This is a genomic window from Parabacteroides sp. APC149_11_2_Y6 (assembly GCF_054506995.1).
This window is the reverse complement of sequence record NZ_CP173709.1, coordinates 2360380-2377206: the sequence shown is the minus strand read 5'-3', so window position 1 is coordinate 2377206 and position 16827 is coordinate 2360380. Positions and strand designations below refer to the sequence as shown.

General features: G+C 40.7%; 13 protein-coding genes. 7 read left to right on the top strand and 6 right to left on the bottom strand.

Annotated features, from left to right (window positions below):
• Positions 1–10 precede the first annotated feature (10 nt).
• The 4 genes from ACGE0T_RS09670 to ACGE0T_RS09655 form a co-directional block, all read right to left on the bottom strand.
• The gene (locus ACGE0T_RS09670) at positions 11–1543 is read right to left on the bottom strand and encodes a TldD/PmbA family protein (RefSeq protein WP_459190253.1); all 1533 of its coding nucleotides are present in this window, start codon (positions 1541–1543) and stop codon (positions 11–13) included.
• A 12-nt stretch (positions 1544–1555) separates the two neighbouring features.
• Entirely contained in the window at positions 1556–2791 is a 1236-nt protein-coding gene (locus ACGE0T_RS09665; protein WP_459190252.1) for an anaerobic sulfatase-maturation protein, read from the bottom strand.
• 95 nt (positions 2792–2886) lie between these two features.
• On the bottom strand, positions 2887–3936 hold the full coding sequence (locus ACGE0T_RS09660; protein ID WP_459190251.1) for an N-acetylmuramoyl-L-alanine amidase family protein: 1050 nt from the start codon (positions 3934–3936) through the stop codon (positions 2887–2889).
• 229 nt (positions 3937–4165) lie between these two features.
• Positions 4166–4726: an NUDIX hydrolase gene (locus ACGE0T_RS09655; RefSeq protein WP_459190250.1), complete on the bottom strand. Its 561-nt coding sequence runs from the start codon at positions 4724–4726 to the stop codon at positions 4166–4168.
• A gap of 117 nt (positions 4727–4843) precedes the next feature.
• Between ACGE0T_RS09655 and ACGE0T_RS09650 the strand changes: the two genes are divergently transcribed.
• Genes ACGE0T_RS09650 through ACGE0T_RS09635 form a run of 4 tightly spaced genes read left to right on the top strand, consistent with a single transcriptional unit; the run spans position 4844 to position 10858 of the window.
• Positions 4844–6286 carry an SGNH/GDSL hydrolase family protein gene (locus tag ACGE0T_RS09650; RefSeq protein ID WP_459190249.1) on the top strand — a complete coding sequence of 481 codons (1443 nt, stop codon included), beginning with the start codon at positions 4844–4846 and terminating at the stop codon, positions 6284–6286.
• On the top strand, positions 6258–7631 hold the full coding sequence (locus tag ACGE0T_RS09645) for a GDSL-type esterase/lipase family protein (protein ID WP_459190248.1): 1374 nt from the start codon (positions 6258–6260) through the stop codon (positions 7629–7631). The genes ACGE0T_RS09650 and ACGE0T_RS09645 overlap by 29 nt, the downstream gene beginning before the upstream one ends.
• A 20-nt stretch (positions 7632–7651) precedes the next feature.
• Positions 7652–9214, top strand: coding sequence for an MBOAT family O-acyltransferase (locus tag ACGE0T_RS09640; RefSeq protein ID WP_459190247.1), 1563 nt, complete (start codon positions 7652–7654; stop codon positions 9212–9214).
• 33 nt (positions 9215–9247) lie between these two features.
• Positions 9248–10858, top strand: coding sequence for an energy transducer TonB (locus ACGE0T_RS09635; RefSeq protein ID WP_459190246.1), 1611 nt, complete (start codon positions 9248–9250; stop codon positions 10856–10858).
• On the opposite strand, the gene ACGE0T_RS09630 is transcribed toward ACGE0T_RS09635, so the two are convergent.
• On the bottom strand, positions 10851–12110 hold the full coding sequence (locus ACGE0T_RS09630; protein ID WP_459190245.1) for a mechanosensitive ion channel family protein: 1260 nt from the start codon (positions 12108–12110) through the stop codon (positions 10851–10853). The genes ACGE0T_RS09635 and ACGE0T_RS09630 overlap by 8 nt on opposite strands.
• A gap of 65 nt (positions 12111–12175) precedes the next feature.
• Positions 12176–13342: a mechanosensitive ion channel family protein gene (locus ACGE0T_RS09625; protein WP_459190244.1), complete on the bottom strand. Its 1167-nt coding sequence runs from the start codon at positions 13340–13342 to the stop codon at positions 12176–12178.
• 323 nt (positions 13343–13665) lie between these two features.
• Between ACGE0T_RS09625 and cysQ the strand changes: the two genes are divergently transcribed.
• The 3 genes from cysQ to cysC all read left to right on the top strand — a co-directional run bounded on the left by cysQ (position 13666) and on the right by cysC (position 16797).
• On the top strand, positions 13666–14475 hold the full coding sequence (gene cysQ, locus ACGE0T_RS09620; RefSeq protein WP_459190243.1) for a 3'(2'),5'-bisphosphate nucleotidase CysQ: 810 nt from the start codon (positions 13666–13668) through the stop codon (positions 14473–14475).
• Positions 14476–14617: 142 nt separating this feature from the next.
• On the top strand, positions 14618–16171 hold the full coding sequence (locus ACGE0T_RS09615; RefSeq protein ID WP_459190242.1) for an SLC13 family permease: 1554 nt from the start codon (positions 14618–14620) through the stop codon (positions 16169–16171).
• A 20-nt stretch (positions 16172–16191) separates the two neighbouring features.
• Positions 16192–16797: an adenylyl-sulfate kinase gene (gene cysC / locus ACGE0T_RS09610; RefSeq protein WP_459190241.1), complete on the top strand. Its 606-nt coding sequence runs from the start codon at positions 16192–16194 to the stop codon at positions 16795–16797.
• Positions 16798–16827 lie beyond the last annotated feature (30 nt).

The following is a 16827-nucleotide window of genomic DNA, read 5'->3' as shown; positions in this document are numbered from 1 at the left end:
ATGTCCCTTTTTAATTTTCACCTCCTACAGTAAGTTTACTTACCAGTGCAGACGGCATACCGCAGGTTACCGGGCAGGATTGTCCGTCTTTTCCGCAGGTCCAGGTTCCATTATCCATTTTATAATTGTTTCCAACCATTGTAATGTCTGCCAAAGCTCTCGGACCATTACCGATGATATTGATATCTTTGATCGGTTGTGTCAGTTTACCGTTTTCAATCAGGTAACCGTCTTTTACAAAGAAAGTAAAGTCACCGGCACCAATCTGAACCTGGCCGTTCGTAAAGCTGGATGCATAGATACCTTTCTTTACGGTAGAAATCATCTCTTCTTCTGTAACGTTGCCTGCTTCCATATAAGTTGCACGCATACGTGGGATAGGCATTTGGCGGAATGATTCACGACGGCCGTTTCCTGTAGATGGTATACCATAGTACTTGGCACTGATACGGTCGTGCAGATAGCTGGTAAGAATACCTTCTTTTACAATATAAGTTTTCTGTCCCGGCGTACCTTCGTCGTCAATATTAACCGAACCGCGGTTGAAAGGAATTGTACCGTCATCTACAACATTAATATGCTCGTTGCATACTTTCTTGTTGAGCTGGTCGGAGAAGATGGATGTGTTTTTGCGGTTGAAATCTGCTTCGAAAGCATGCCCGATTGCTTCATGCAACAAGATACCAGAACCGCCGGCACCCATAACCACCGGCATTTCGCCTCCTTTCGGTTTAATAGCCTGGAAAAGAATAGATGTTTTATCTACTGCTTCTTTTGCAACTTCGTCAATCACTTCGTCAGTCAGAAATTCCGCACCCATACGAAATGCTCGGGAAGCATACGAGTTTTCTATTTTCCCATTATCTTCCATAATGCAGACAGCACCCAATGTAACCATCGGGCGGTAATCATAATACATCTGTCCTTCGGAGTTGCAGAATAAAATATGCGAAGTAGAGTCTCCAAGGGAAGCCATTACTTTATGTACCCGTTTATCTAAAGCGAATATTTTATCATTCAGTTTTTGCAGGTAAGGCTTTTTCTCGCTAACAGCCATTTCGTCCCATGGGGTCTGAACCGTATAATAGTTCTGCGCGATAGGTTCTTCCGTCAGATTAACCGGAGTTTTGGGAGTCGAGCCTGTTGCAATCCGTGCAGCCGTACGTGCTGCATTCAGCATTTCATCCAGTGTTACATTTTCCACATAAGCGTATCCGGTTTGGTCGCCTGCCAGAACACGAACTCCCATACCAAAATCGATATTGGAAACGGCACGGTTTACTTCACCGTCCTGCAGTCCGATACTGTTCCGGTAAGAATGTTCAAAGAAAAGGTCAGCATAATCGCCACCTTTTTCAAGAGCGGCAGCCAAAACTTTTTTCATATCACTTTCACTAACCCCGAAGTGGTTAGTTGCGAATGAGATACCGGCAGCTTTACTCGCTGCATTGTCCATGCAACTTCCTAAGAAAGAAGGAGCAGCTAATGAGCCAAGCATAACCATACCTCCTGTTTTAATAAAATCACGTCTGTTGAATTTCATATAATTGTTATTCTAAATTGACTTTGTTTTCGCCCATTGCATTACGTTTGCCGGTGGGCGTTGCGCCAATAATTCTTTCTTCATGAAGTCCATATAAGGAGCTACATGCCGGAAGAATTTCTTGTATCCTTTACATAAATAATTTAAACCGGGTTCGCCGTTTGCCGTATGGATAAAGCGGTTTTTAGGACACTCCCCGTTGCAAGCAAAAAGGAAATCACATTCCTTGCATTGAGTGGGCAACTTATCGTATTTATCGGCTCCGAACTTCAATTGATTTTTACTATACATCATTTCTGTAAGAGTTTGTGTATAGATATTTCCAAGTTTATATTCCGGAAAAACGAAATGGTCGCAAGTATAAACATCTCCATTGAACTCCATTACTCCGGCATGCCCGCATGTCCGTGCCAGTGTGCATACCCCCGGTTGTTCGCCGACCCAGTTCGCTAATGTGGAGTCGAATAATTGGATATAATAGTTTCCGACATCTTCTTTCAGCCATTCATCGAATACTGCACAAAGGAAATCTCCCCATTTTTCCGCATTGACCGAGAAAGGCGCCAGTTTTATGTTGGCGTCCATTTGCTCGGGAGACGTTAGTTTTGTTCCGTCGGCTTTTAATCCGATACGCTCTACGATAGGGGCAAACTGGATATAATGGCAGTCTATTTCTTTGAAAAAGTTATAGAAATCCAATGGATAATCTACATTATAATCATTTACGACAGCCATTGCATTATATTCCACTTCGTGCTTTTTCAGCAGTTCGATACCTTTCATCACTTTATAAAAGGAGGGGAGTCCCTGCTTGTTGCGGCGATATTCATCGTGAAATTCCTGCGGACCGTCAATAGATACGCCTACCAGAAAATTATTCTCTTTGAAAAAACGACACCAGTCGTCAGTGAGTAGTGTTCCATTCGTCTGAATGCAATTGTCAATCTGCCGTCCGTGTCCGTATTTTTTTTGAAGTTCGAGTGCTTTTTTGTAGAAGCTGATAGGGCGCATCAGTGTTTCGCCTCCATGCCAGGTGAACAATACTTGCGGCATTGTCTGGCATTCCAGATATTCTTTGATGAACTTTTCCAGCAACTGTTCGCTCATAATATGGTTCTTAACTTCCGGGTATAGTTTCCCTTTTTCAAGATAATAGCAATATTCACAAGCAAGATTGCAAACCGCTCCTACCGGTTTTAACATAACGTAGACCGGTTTTGCAAACGGGGATATATAGGAGTTATTCATGATTTTGCCTAAAACGATTTTTTAGTGACTTACAAATATACTCGTTTTAAGTTGAATTATGTAAAAGTAAAACTTAATAATTTCGAGGGAAAGTATTATTTGACCTTTTTCTTATATCGTTTGTAGTCTGCAATAAATCCTTCGCACAGCCAGTTTGCCAGTGCTTGCCGGTTATTACTCAGGATTATGCGTTGCTGGTCATAACTGTTTTGTATATTTCCCAGTTCTACAAAAACGGAAGGGGGAGTGGTCCGCTTTAATACATAAAGCCCTCTGCCGCTTACGGTTCCGGTGAACCCTCTTCCTGGCTGGTGTTTACTATATTTATGGCTAAATGTATTTTTCATGGTTCTTGCCAGATGCTTGCTTTCCGAACTTTTGTCGGAATGATAAAAGAATACGTCCGTTTGGTGCCCTTTACTCCGGCTATCTACATGTACGAAAATAGCCCGCTTGTATAATTCCTTATCTTTCTTGAAAAGGCTGTTTATTTTGTCGCAACGCTGTTGCAAACGTCGTACCTGGTTGAATGGAATAGGACTTCCCATGCATGTTTCACGTTTGCTGTTGGAAAGATATTTGTCATCCCGGATACCATCTTTGGCATCCTGAATAATCATGTGGACTTTCGCTCCTTTTGTCATTAGGCATCGTGCCAGACGGAGAACGATATCGTAAGCATATTCGTCTTCGTGCAACTGTATTTTCCCTATTTTTCCTATAGCGCCGGGGTCGGGGCCTCCATGTCCGCTTACCAGGTAGAAGCAGGCTCCTTTCAACTCGTTTGATTCTACTTTATAGTGGGCTAATTTATTCCCGAAGAGCGGTTCATGGTTTTTGGATTTACTTGTGCTGGTATTCGTGTTGGAGTTTTTGGTTGTATTCCGGGTTGTGGTTTCTTTCCCTTTAATTGGAGGCAGTTTATATTTAACTCCCATTTTCAGCGATTTACCCGGTCCCAGTTTGTTTTTATTAAGTTCTATAAATTGCTTATGGTAATCTTGCCCGGTTCGTCCGTAACGTTTGAGAAGTAAAGTAATGCCTTCCCCTTTTTTAGGATAAACAGCATCCTGTGCTTGTAGTGGAAAAGCGAAAAACGAAAGGAGAGTAATAGTTAATATGCAGATTGTATTTTTTGTAAACATAGCCCAGTGTTTGTAAAACGTGGGGGTAAAGGTAAAAATTTCATTGCAATGAAAATAAATTTATACCCGTTTCTTTTTCAAAAAGTACCCGTATAAATTTGTTTTCGGCGTGGTCAAAAATATTTTCGAGGGCGTCGTTAATATTTTCGAGGCGGTCAAAAATGCTTTTGACCGCCTCGAAAACAGATTTTGTCGAATGGAAATAAAATTATTCCCGGGTGAAATAAAATTATAACAGGTGGTTCTCTGCGATATATTTCCAAAGAGGAGCGGCATGGGTTGCTTGCTTGATTTTGTCTGTCAGCAATAGCTCTTTGACCTCATCAAGAGTAAGCAAATGGACGGTCAGGTCTTCCGTTGCTTCCAGATGCTGAGCGGCCACCGGTTCCACATCTGTTGCAAGATAGCAATGGGTGATATTCGTGTGGGTACTGGGGTTGGCTGATATTTCCATGATTTTTTCCCAATTGCCCTTGCCATATCCGGTTTCTTCTTCCAGTTCCCGTTGCGCGGATACAAGAGGAGAAGCATCTTCCTTTTCGCAAACACCTGCACATAATTCATAATAGGCCTTGCCTATGCCATGGCGATATTGACTGATAAAAATAAACTTTTTGCCTTTTGTAATGGCTATGACATTGATCCAGTCCGGATATTCGAGAATGTAATAAGAAGGGATAATATTTCCGTTGGACAATTGTACTTTATCACGGCGTACGGTATACCAGGGTTCATGGGAAAGATATTCACTATCCAACACTTTCCAGTTTTTATTTTTAGGTTCCTCCATTTGATTGTGTGTTTGAATATTTATACAAATGCGCAGTGAAGTTAGGCATAAATTGCGAATTACGTAAGTATGGCATCATATTATCACTATCTTTGTACCCTCGAAAGAATAGATTAGATGAATAAAGAGAATAGTTTCGGCAGGCTTTTAGCCCTGCTGCTTATTACGTTAGCTATTTGTTTAGGTTTGTATCATTTGCCGGATTCTTTGTTCGGAATGAAAATAAAGAAAGTGGATTTGTTATCCGATTTGCGGGTAAAGCCTTCTTCTTCGTCCCTTGACTCATTGCGCACACAATTGGAACAACCGGATACATTGGAAATAGATTCGGTAGCAATACGGGATTCCTTGCTGAAAGTATCGAATATGGATTCGATAGCATTGGTTCAGCGTGATTCCCTTTATCGTGTGATGCATGCCGAACAGGGTGCAGATTCTTTGGGTATCCGTATAGAAGATTATTCGGTAGGGCATGTCGGTCTGAAACGTTTTTTTGCAGCTCTTAAAAACAGTCATGAAGAGAGACGTCCGGCACGGGTAGCCTTTCTTGGGGATTCTTTTATCGAAGGCGATATTCTTGTTGCCGATTTTCGTTCCGGTTTGCAGAAAAAGTTCGGAGGGCATGGTGTGGGCTTTGTTCCGGTCACCTCTGTGGCTTCGCAGTTTCGCCCGACTATAGAACAAAAAGCGAAAGGGTGGATAACTTCATCCATTTTGACGGATCATGATCATGCTTATACGCTTTCCGGAATGACATTCAGTCCGCAGGATAAAGAAGCTACTCTTTCTGTAAAAACGACGAAAAGTTATCCGGAATTACAAACGGTTTCGTCTGTCAAATTATTGTACGAGCAAAATACGAGTACCCATATGCAGCTTGTTTGCAACGGGGACACGATAATGGAAGCTCTGCCTTCTACATCTACTATCCGGCAGTATGAACGCGAGGGCTCTTTTACCGAAGCGTCTTTCTCATTTACCGAAGCGGATGGTTTGCAAGTGCTGGGAGTTGCATTGGAAGATAATACAGGGGTAATCGTAGATAATTATTCTCTGCGTGGAAATTCGGGTATGGTACTTTCACGTTTGGATATTTCCCGTTGCCAGCAATTGAATGAGATACGTTCTTATGACTTGATTATTCTTCAGTATGGTTTGAATGTCGTAAGCGATGAGATGTTGCAATATGGCTGGTATACCAAACGAATGGAAGAAGCGATTCACCGGGTACAAGCGTGTTTTCCGGATGCGGATATTTTGCTTTTAGGAGTTTCAGATCGCAGCCACCAGATAGATGGGGAATTTCAAACAATGCCGGCGGTACTGGCATTGCTCCATGCCCAACGTCAGATAGCGCGCCGTACAGGTATCGCTTTCTGGAATGTATTCGGGGCAATGGGAGGAGAAAACAGCATGGTCCGGTTTGTTAATAACAACTGGGCAAGCAAAGATTATACACATTTAAGTTTCAGAGGGGGGAGAGAAATCGCTTCCGCTTTATTGAAAGCTATATTATTGGAAAAGGACTTTTATGATGAAGCAGATAAAGTGGTTTATTAATATATTGGCCGGTTCAGGACTGATTGCTTTGGCAACCTTTGCCGGGAGAGCCGGAAATACAGTCTCTGAAACTACTGATACGGGGCCGGATGCCGTAATAGAAGCTGTATCCTTGCCGTCTTTGTCCTATAAAGTAGGAGCACAGAAAGATTCCGTGTTGTTACCATTGGCAGCAAGTGAATATTCAAAAGACTTTTCGGAGTTGAAACGTTTTTTCGATGGCTTGGATTCTTTGCAAGTGGGTAAAGATACGGTCCTTACCATCGTCCATTTGGGCGATTCCCATATTCAGGCTGGTTATTATTCGGGAAAGGTAATGCGTCTTTTCCATGAACGGTTTGGAAATGCGGGGCGTGGTTGGGTAGCTCCTTTGAAATTGAGCAAAACAAACGAACCTGATGATTATTTCATCTCGTCTGCGGCAAAAGAGTGGGTGGCAGGACGGACTATCCAGCATGTAAAGAAATGCCCGGTCGGAATAGGCGGGATTGGCATACAGTCCGTTTCCCCTTCAATTAATCTGGATTTGATAATTGCTCCTAATAATGGTGCCGGTTATGATTTTAATCGTGCAATACTTTACCGGGGCGGGAAATCCATGCCTATGTTACCGGCTGGAGCATCGAAGGGATTGGTGGATGCACATCTGGCTGGTGGTTCCGGTGAGATGGATGTTGTTGCTGATACTTTTTATCTTTCGCGCCTGACGGATACGCTTCAATTACATAGCACCCGCCGCAAGCAGGGAACCGACCAGTTGCTACCTGCTTCTTCATTTAAAAATGTATATTATGGTTTTAACCTGACTAATGGTAACCCTGGTATTTTATATCATTCTATCGGGGTGAATGGGGCAATGTTTATTAATTATACGGATGAGAATTATATTCGCCAACTTGCCTTATTAAAGCCATCCTTACTTATTGTTTCTTTAGGAACGAACGAGACTTTCGGGCGGCGTTTTAACCGGGATGAATTTGCCGGGCAAGTGGATACCTTTGTCTCCCTGGCGAAAAAATATATGCCGGAAACGGCAATTTTACTGACTACCCCTCCGGAATGTTATAAGCGAACCTATGTAAATAAAAAACGAACCTATGTCCGTAACAGTAATACTCAGATTGCAGCAAAGGTAATCGTAGATATAGCCCGTAAAGATAGTGTTGCTTGTTGGGATTTGTTTGCTGCTACCGGAGGCAAAAATTCTTGTACCAAGTGGTATAAAAATGGTTTGATGGGCAGGGATCGTATCCATTTTTCCAAAGAAGGATACAGGGAACAGGGAACTTTGCTATATCGTGCCCTGATGCAAACCTATAATGAAGAGATGAAAGTTGGAATTTGAGATTTGAAAATCAAAAAGAGATGGTTGAGTTTGTGAGGAATATTAGCGATTATTATGGTTCGCTTTTTTCATTTGAAAAATTAGAAGATATTTTTGTCTATCAACATAATGCGCCGATGCTGTTCAGCAGCGGATTGTTCTTTTTTCTGTTTATAGGTTTCCTTATTATTTATATGTCTTTGAGGAAACATTTGCTGGCGCGTATTATTTATGTAACATTGTTTTCTCTTTATTTCTATTACAAGAGTAGTGGGATATGGTTTCTCCTGTTGTTGTTTACGGCTACTTCCGACTTTTGTATTGCACAAGCGCTTGATCGTACGGTATCGGTGGTGAAACGCAAATTGTGGGTGACATTGAGTCTGTGTGTCAATCTGGGAGTACTGGGTTATTTCAAGTATTTTAATTTTTTGCGTGAAATTATAGCAACAGTAGGAAGAGAAATCGGTTTCCATTTAGGTAATACCTCTTTACAACATGTAACCTATCAACCTTTGGATATATTTCTTCCGGTAGGTATTTCGTTCTTCACATTCCAGAGCATAAGCTATGTTATTGATGTATATAGAGGACGTATCCAGCCTCTTCATCGTTGGATCGATTATGTATTTTATGTTTCCTTCTTCCCCCAGTTGGTGGCAGGACCAATTGTACGTGCCCGTGATTTTCTGCCCCAGATTTATAAAGAACCGACGGTTACGCGTGCTCAGTTCGGGGAAGGTTTGTTCCTCGTATTGTGCGGGCTTTTCAAAAAGACAGTTATTTCCGATTATATCAGTTTGAATTTTGTAGACCGTATATTTGATGCACCATTGCTCTATACCGGAGTCGAGAATTTATTGGGTGTGTATGGGTATGCATTACAGATCTATTGTGACTTCTCCGGTTATTCGGATATGGCAATCGGCATAGCACTGTTGCTGGGGTTCCGTTTTAATATAAACTTTGATTCGCCTTACCAATCGGCAACGATTACGGAATTTTGGAGGCGTTGGCATATTTCTCTTTCATCCTGGTTGAAAGATTATTTGTATATTTCGCTCGGTGGAAACCGAAAAGGGAAAATTCGTACTTATATTAATTTGCTTATAACGATGTTGCTCGGTGGTTTATGGCATGGTGCTTCTGTTAGTTTTATTCTTTGGGGAGCATTGCATGGAGTTGCATTGGCTGTGCATAAATTCATTATGAACCATTTCAGCAGCTTTAAGCCTATAGGTGCGGAAATGAAACCTTGGCGTAGGTTTTTGGGAATCCTGATTACATTCCATTTGGTTTGTTTCGGATGGATTTTCTTTCGTGCCGATTCGATGAAAACGGTGCAGGAGATGCTTACCCAGATATTTACGAATTTCCATCCGGAGGTATTCTTCCAGTTTATACTGGGATATAAAGGAGTCTTTACTCTGATGGTGGTGGGGTATCTGCTCCATTTTATGCCGAAATCGGCAGAGAATGCGTTGCAAGGTGTTGTGACTCGTTCTCCATTGTTGGTACAGGCATTAATGTTGGCTACTGCTATATTTATAGTTGTCCAGTTTAAAAGTGCCGGGGTACAGCCATTCATTTATTTTCAGTTTTGATATTGATATAAACAAATACTACTACTTATTATAATGAAAATAAAAAACATACTCTTTCTATTGTCCTTTATATGCTTACCAGAAGTAGCATCAGGAGAGTCTTCTGTTTTATTGTTGGGACCTGCCCCTGAAATGAAAGAACGGGTGAAACCTTATCTGGATAGCCTTTGTATAGATGAGCCGTTAAAAGGTTCAAATGAGCCTACTATCTTTAAGATGGATGCTACCTTCCCGGCAGGGGATAGGGATTGGGAAACAGATGCTGTAAATGAAGGCACTTTTTCGGTTGTTACTATACCTAATGAATTGCGTAGCGGAATTATTTCAGATCCTGTTCCTTTGTTGGATAATGCAAGAATCCGTCTGACTTATTTCTTGGTTAACGGTGATAAGGAAGAAGTAAAGTTGAGTGACAAATATCGTTTTACCCAAGAGGAAAAGAAAGACAGGGCCGGGAGTATGATTCACCAACGCTTGTATTTGACATTAGCGGACAAATGCCATTTTCAGGATATAAAAATAGGATTTATTGAAATGGAGTTGTTCTCTTCGGAAGATGAGTCTGTATCCGGTAGTGAGCTTTATTTACTGGGACGTCGCATTATATCTTTTGAAAAAGGGGCAGATGGTCTTTATTATGCGACATATATGCAAAAAGACTCCGAGGGGGGATATAGTCCGGTAGATTATAGGGATGGGGCGGACTTTACTTTTCCTGAATTTAAAGGTGGAAGATATGCTATGGCAAATTTCTTCAATGACGCTATGGTGTATCCGAAGGATGCCAGTGAGTTGAAGAATGGGGAAACGATTCTTGTTGCTTGCACCATCGGTGCGGATGGTTCTGTTTCCGATGTGGATGTGATAACCAATGGAGCAGATGCTTCTTTAAAAGAGGAAGCAAAGCGGTTGGTTTATCTGTCTGAAGGGAACTGGGTACCTGCTAAGAAAAATGGAGAGAATATTGCTTATCGGAAATTTATTCCTGTAGTTTTTAATCCGGATAATGCCTGGGTAGCCGAAAGGCATGCTGGCAAGAAGAACAAGAAAATCTTTTTTATCCTGGGAGCTGTGGCTTTGTTCATTGCTTATATGGCAGTCAGGCACCGTATAAATAAGAAGAAATATGAACAAATAAAAGCTGCAAAGGTTAAGCCGACAGTACCGGAGCCTAATGATAAAATGGTTATTATCGTAGGGGCTGACAGGAGACAGGTAGAGGAGTATGTTAGTGAGTTTTGCGATTTATATAATGAAATGGAATATGTTGCTGTCATAAATTTGCATCAGATAAAAGATAAAGTATTTGCCTTGACTTGTCCTTACGACATGGAATTTTGTATTTTCTATTGGTTGGTGGACCATTTATTTAATATGGATGATGAAGAGCATTCACCGAAGGTAATGGCATGGCTTACATTACCGGCAGAAAATGACGCTGATTATTCCATGAAACATGCCATGTTATACAGAAAGGAGAATTGTGATGATTATTCAACTTCTGTTACAACTATAGATAATCAAGGTTATATGATAGAAGTTGGCGACGATCGTCTTATTAGAGTAGATCCTGTTCTGGAATATTCGGAACCTCCTTTTAGTTATGAGGAAATTTCCCGCCATGAATGGCAGGAAATCAGTTAAAAGAATCTTTCAGGCTGCGTAAATCGCTTCCTGATATGTTCTGGAAGACGCTGAGTCCAAACTCAGGAATAACAGCCAGTACATGGTCGAAAACATCCGATTGAATGCCCTCGTAGGGAACCCATTCCTTAATGGAAGAGAAGAAATAGAGTTCAATAGGAATACCTGTTTCTGTAGGTTGGAGCTGACGGACCATGCAGGTCAGTTCTTTACTGACATGGGGGAGGCTTCGTAGATAGTTTACAAGGTAGGCGCGGAAGACTCCGATATTGGTTTGTCTACGTCCGTTCACGCGGATGGAACCGTCTATGTTATGTTCCTCATTATAGGTTTCCAGTTCTTTTTCCGTATTATCTATGTATTCGGTAAGCAAGGATATTTTACGGAATTTGGAAAGCATTTCCGGAGTACAGAAACATACGCTGTTCATGTCGATATTGATAGAACGTTTGATGCGTCTGCCTGGCGATTCGGACATGCCCCGCCAGTTCTGGAATGCATCGCTAACCAATACATAGGGTGGGATAGTGGTAATGGTATTATCGAAATTCTTTACCTTGACAGCATTCAGGGTAACTTCGATAACCGTTCCGTTTGCCCCATATTTATCCATAGTAATCCAGTCGCCCGGACGAAGCATATCATTGGCGGAAAGTTGTATGCCGGCAACAAATCCCAGAATTGTATCTTTGAATACCAGCATGAGGATTGCAGCCGAAGCTCCCAATCCGGCAAATAAAGTAGTTGGTGACTTTCCTATCAGGATGCTTATGATTATTATCCCTCCGACGAAAAATACGGATACCTGCAATAGCTGGATAAAACCTTTAAGGGGTTTGTTTTTCATCGTTTCTTTCCGGTTATAGATTTCATGAACTACATTCAGTGATGAATTGATAAACCGGAGTGAAACGGCAATAATATATATTTTGCATATAACCTGGAGGAATGCGAGCGTTTTAGGCATTTCTTCGGGAGGGAAGGCAAAAGGAAGCATTACACAAACCAGTATGGCGGGTATCAGATGCATCAGTTTGTTGATGATCTTTTTCTCGACAATAAGGTCGTCCCATTGATTTTTTGTCTTTTTTGCCAGACGTTTGAACATGCCGAGAAATATATACCGGCAAGTATAGTCGATGATGACTGTCACTATGATAATTAGCGACAGGACAAGGATGTTATGTATCAAATTACTCCCTAAGTTTGTAATGCCTAATTCTGTCAGGAGATTATTTATCCATTCTTTCATTCAGTATGTATTATTTAGTGTATAATGAGATTAGGTGTACAAAACTAAAAAAATACTTGAACTTATCAATCCGAATATTGGTATACCTTTAAATCAAATTTAGGAACCATAGCAAAAAGGTGGTCGAATATATCCGATTGGATACGTTCGTATTCTTTCCATACTTTATTGCGTGAGAAGAAATAAATCTGAATAGGAACTCCGTATTCTGTGGATTGCAACTGGCTGATGATTAAATCAAGGCTTGTATTTACTACAGGCAGGGAATTTAAATATTTCTCTATATATACACGGAATAGCTGGGAGTTGGTGGGGACCACTCCTTCATCCGGTTTATAATCTGCCATAAGGGGTATATCTTTTCTGAGATTCTCCAATATTTCAGGTGTGCAGAATTTGATGGTGTGCAGGTCGAGAATGATTGTTTTCATTACGCGGCGTCCGCCCGATTCTGTCATGCCCCGCCAGTTTTGGAAACTTCCGTTTACCAAGGTATAGGGAGGAATGGTCGAAATCGTATTGTCGAAGTTCTGTATTTTGACGGTATTCAGTGTAATTTCCAGTACAATCCCGTTTGCATTGGATGCCGGAACTGTTATCCAGTCTCCGGGACGGAGCATGTCATTTGCCGAAAGTTGTATACCGGCAACAAATCCAAGTATGGAATCTTTGAACACCAACATTAAAATAGCAGCTGAAGCACCTAATCCGGCAAATAAAGTAGCCGGTGATTTCCCTATAAGAACAGCAATGATGATAATTCCCCCGATAAAAAACAAAAGAACCTGCAAAACTTGCATAAAGCCTTTGATGGGTTTGTGTTTGCTGACTTCTTTTTGATTGTATAAATCCAGGAAAAATAAAATCATTCCGTTTATTGCCAGTAGAAGAACAAATATAATATAGACTGCACAAACTTTTTGGGATAGTAATAACAGGCCCCTGCCTTTGATAAAAGCCATCGGTAACAAGGCATAGACCAATATGCCAGGTATGGTGTGCACCAGGTTATGTATAACTTTTCGTTTTATAAGCAATGTATCCCATTTGAAATGGGTATGCTGGGTTAGCTTCCGTATGCTTCCTACAAAAATAGCCTGGCACATGTAATCCAGTGCTATTGCAACCAAAAGTAGTAAGACAGCAATGATGATTTCATCAAAAGTGTTCGCTACTTTCGGATTGATTCCCCAATGTATGAGGAGTTCATTCATCCAACGACCTAAGTTCATATTTTATTTACCTTTTTTAGAAATAACATTTAACATACTGTTTAGTTTAAAGTTTGTGTAGCTGAGGCTCATTCCCTTTTATTTATATGTTTTAGCATACTTTTCCCGAAAGATACGAATAATCCCAAATAAGATGATAAACAGTAACATTAGTTGGAGCATATATTTCATTTAATATTTATAATGTTTGTTTTTTGATACAAAAAAATAGAAGTGTATCCCCTTTATTAAGAACATTGAAGGAAATAATAGTTTAAAAATGATTGCCGGATTCTCAAATTAATCTCTATATTTGTGTATTACGAACCAATAAATGCAAAATAATGGTAACAAACTATTTATATATAGCAATTCGTGCTGCCTTGGATGCAGGCAAAGCTATTATGGACGTCTATACAGACCCGAGTGCAGATTTTCAAATAGAAAAAAAAGCGGATAATTCCCCATTGACTATAGCGGACAAAAATGCGAATAAAATAATTACAGGCATATTGTCCGTCACTTCATTCCCTATATTGAGTGAGGAAGGCAAAGAAGTCCCGTTTAAAACGCGTTCGAAGTGGGACACACTTTGGATCGTAGACCCATTGGATGGAACTAAAGAATTTATTAAAAGAAACGGGGAGTTTACCGTAAATATTGCTCTTGTCAAAAAAGGAGTTCCGGTAATGGGTGTTATTTATGTCCCTGTTCGTAAAGAACTTTATTTTGCCTCGCAAGAAGCAGGTGCTTACAAAATAACCGGTATAGACAGTACCGTACAACCTTCTATGGAGGAAATTCAAGCTAAAGCAATACGCTTGCCACAACTTATGGGACACCAAGGGGTCGTTGTCGTAGCTTCTCGTTCGCATCAAACAGAAGAAACAACCGCTTTCATCGAGAATTTGAGAAAACAGGGACAGCCCGTTACACTGATTAGCAGCGGAAGCAGTCTTAAAATTTGCCTGGTAGCAGATGGCTCTGCCGATATATATCCGCGGTTTGCCCCGACAATGGAGTGGGATACGGCGGCCGGACATGCAATAGCAAAAGCTGCCGGATGTGATATTTTCCATATAGATGGCAAAACGCCATTGCAATACAATAAGGAAGATTTGCATAATCCATGGTTTATTGTGAAGGCTCTTTAACATAAAATTCTTCTATATCCTGATTATTTAGGGTTGTAAACAATATAAGATTTAAAATAGGTTATCATAGTAAGAATGAAAAAGATATTCTTATTACATTTGTACCCTGTCTGAATTGAGCATAAAATAGACGTGGGTTAGAATGAATTTCGAAATAATATTTGTCTTGCTGACGTTGGTTGGCATGATTATGGCGTTGGTATGGGATAGAATGAGGCCGGGAATGGTATTGCTTACTGTTGTCGTTCTCTTTTTATGTGCAGGTATACTGACTCCGAAAGAAATGCTGGAAGGTTTCAGCAATAAAGGGATGATTACTGTGGCGATGCTTTTTCTTGTGAGTGAAGGGGTTCGTCAGAGTGGAGCATTGGGACAATTGATAAAAAAGTTGCTACCCGAAGGGAAGACCACTATTTTTAAAGCTCAACTCCGTATGTTGCCTCCTATCGCTTTTATTTCTGCCTTTTTAAATAATACTCCGGTTGTTGTTATTTTTGCTCCGATTATTAAACGTTGGGCTGAATCTGTAAAATTGCCGGCAACCAAATTTTTAATACCTCTGTCTTATGTAACCATTTTGGGCGGTATCTGTACTTTGATCGGAACTTCCACCAATCTGGTGGTACACGGTATGATATTGGAAGCCGGATATGAAGGTTTTACTATGTTTGAACTCGGAAGAGTCGGTATTTTTATTGCATTGGCAGGTCTTATTTATCTTTTTATTTTCTCAAGTAAATTGCTTCCGGATTCCAGAACTGATAAATATATGGAGGATGATGAAGATGGTAATCCCGGAAATTTACATAGGGTGGAGGCCGTATTAGGTGCTCGTTTTCCCGGTATCAATAAAACATTAGGAGAATTTAATTTTACCCGTCATTACGGCGCTATTATCAAGGAAGTGAAAAGCGGGGGAGAACGTTATACGCATGATTTGGATAAAGTCGTTTTCCATGAAGGAGACACTTTAGTCCTTTGGGCGGATGATTCATTCATCCCGACATGGGGTGAATCCAGTGTTTTCTTATTGTTGGCAAATGGGAATGACGGAATGGAGCCTGTTTCTAAGAAAAAACGCTGGTTGGCACTCGGATTGCTTATCTTTATGATTACCGGTGCAACAATTGGTGAATTGCCTTCCGTGAAAGAAGCTTTTCCGGAACTCCATCTGGATATGTTTTTCTTTGTCTGTATAACAACGATTATTATGGCATGGACAAAGATATTTCCGCCTAAAAAGTATACAAAATATATTTCATGGGATATTCTGATTACAATTGCTTGTGCATTTGCAATCAGTAAAGCAATGGAAAATTCCGGATTTGCGTCCCTGATTGCCCATTATATTATCGGAGTATCTTCGGATATGGGACCTTATATGTTGCTGGCTATCGTTTTTATTATCACCAATATCTTTACGGAATTGATTACTAACAATGCAGCTGCTGCATTGAGTTTCCCAATTGCATTGGCTGTCGCCAAGCAATTGGGAGTAGATCCCACTCCATTTTTTGTTGTGATTTGTATGGCAGCTTCGGCAAGTTTCAGTACGCCGATCGGGTATCAGACCAATTTGATTGTGCAAGGTATCGGTAGTTATAAATTTACGGATTTCGTAAAGATCGGGTTACCTCTTAACCTGATAACTTTCTTAATCTCGGTATTTGTCATTCCCATGATTTGGGAGTTTTAATTTAGCAGATATTTGTTTATATGGAAAATGAGAATAATATCTATCCGATATTCGACCGGATGTTGGGTAGGAAAGATAAAGAGCGTTTATTAGGACAACATAGTGTGATGGTCTGGTTTACCGGACTGAGTGGGTCAGGTAAGAGTACGGTTGCAATTGCACTGGAACGTGCCTTGCAGGAACGTGGACTTTTATGCCGTGTTTTGGATGGCGATAATATTCGTAGCGGAATAAATAATAACCTTGGCTTCTCTGCCGAAGACCGTGTGGAAAATATCCGCCGGATAGCAGAAGTGTGCAAACTATTTATTGATACGGGTGTTATAACCATAGCAGCTTTTATAAGTCCGACAAACGACCTTCGTGAGTTGGCGTCGTCTATTATAGGAGAGGACAATTTCCTCGAAATCTATGTGAATACTCCAATAGAAGAGTGTGAACGACGGGATGTGAAAGGTCTGTATGCCAAAGCTCGTAAAGGTGATATTAAGGATTTTACCGGTATTTCAGCTCCGTTTGAAGCTCCGGTTCATCCGGCATTAAAATTGGATACCTCTGTTTTGACTGTGGAGGAATCCGTAAATAAATTATTGGATTTAATTATACCTAAAATACAAATCCGTTGATTATTGGCAGGTGGCAACTCGTTTTAAAAA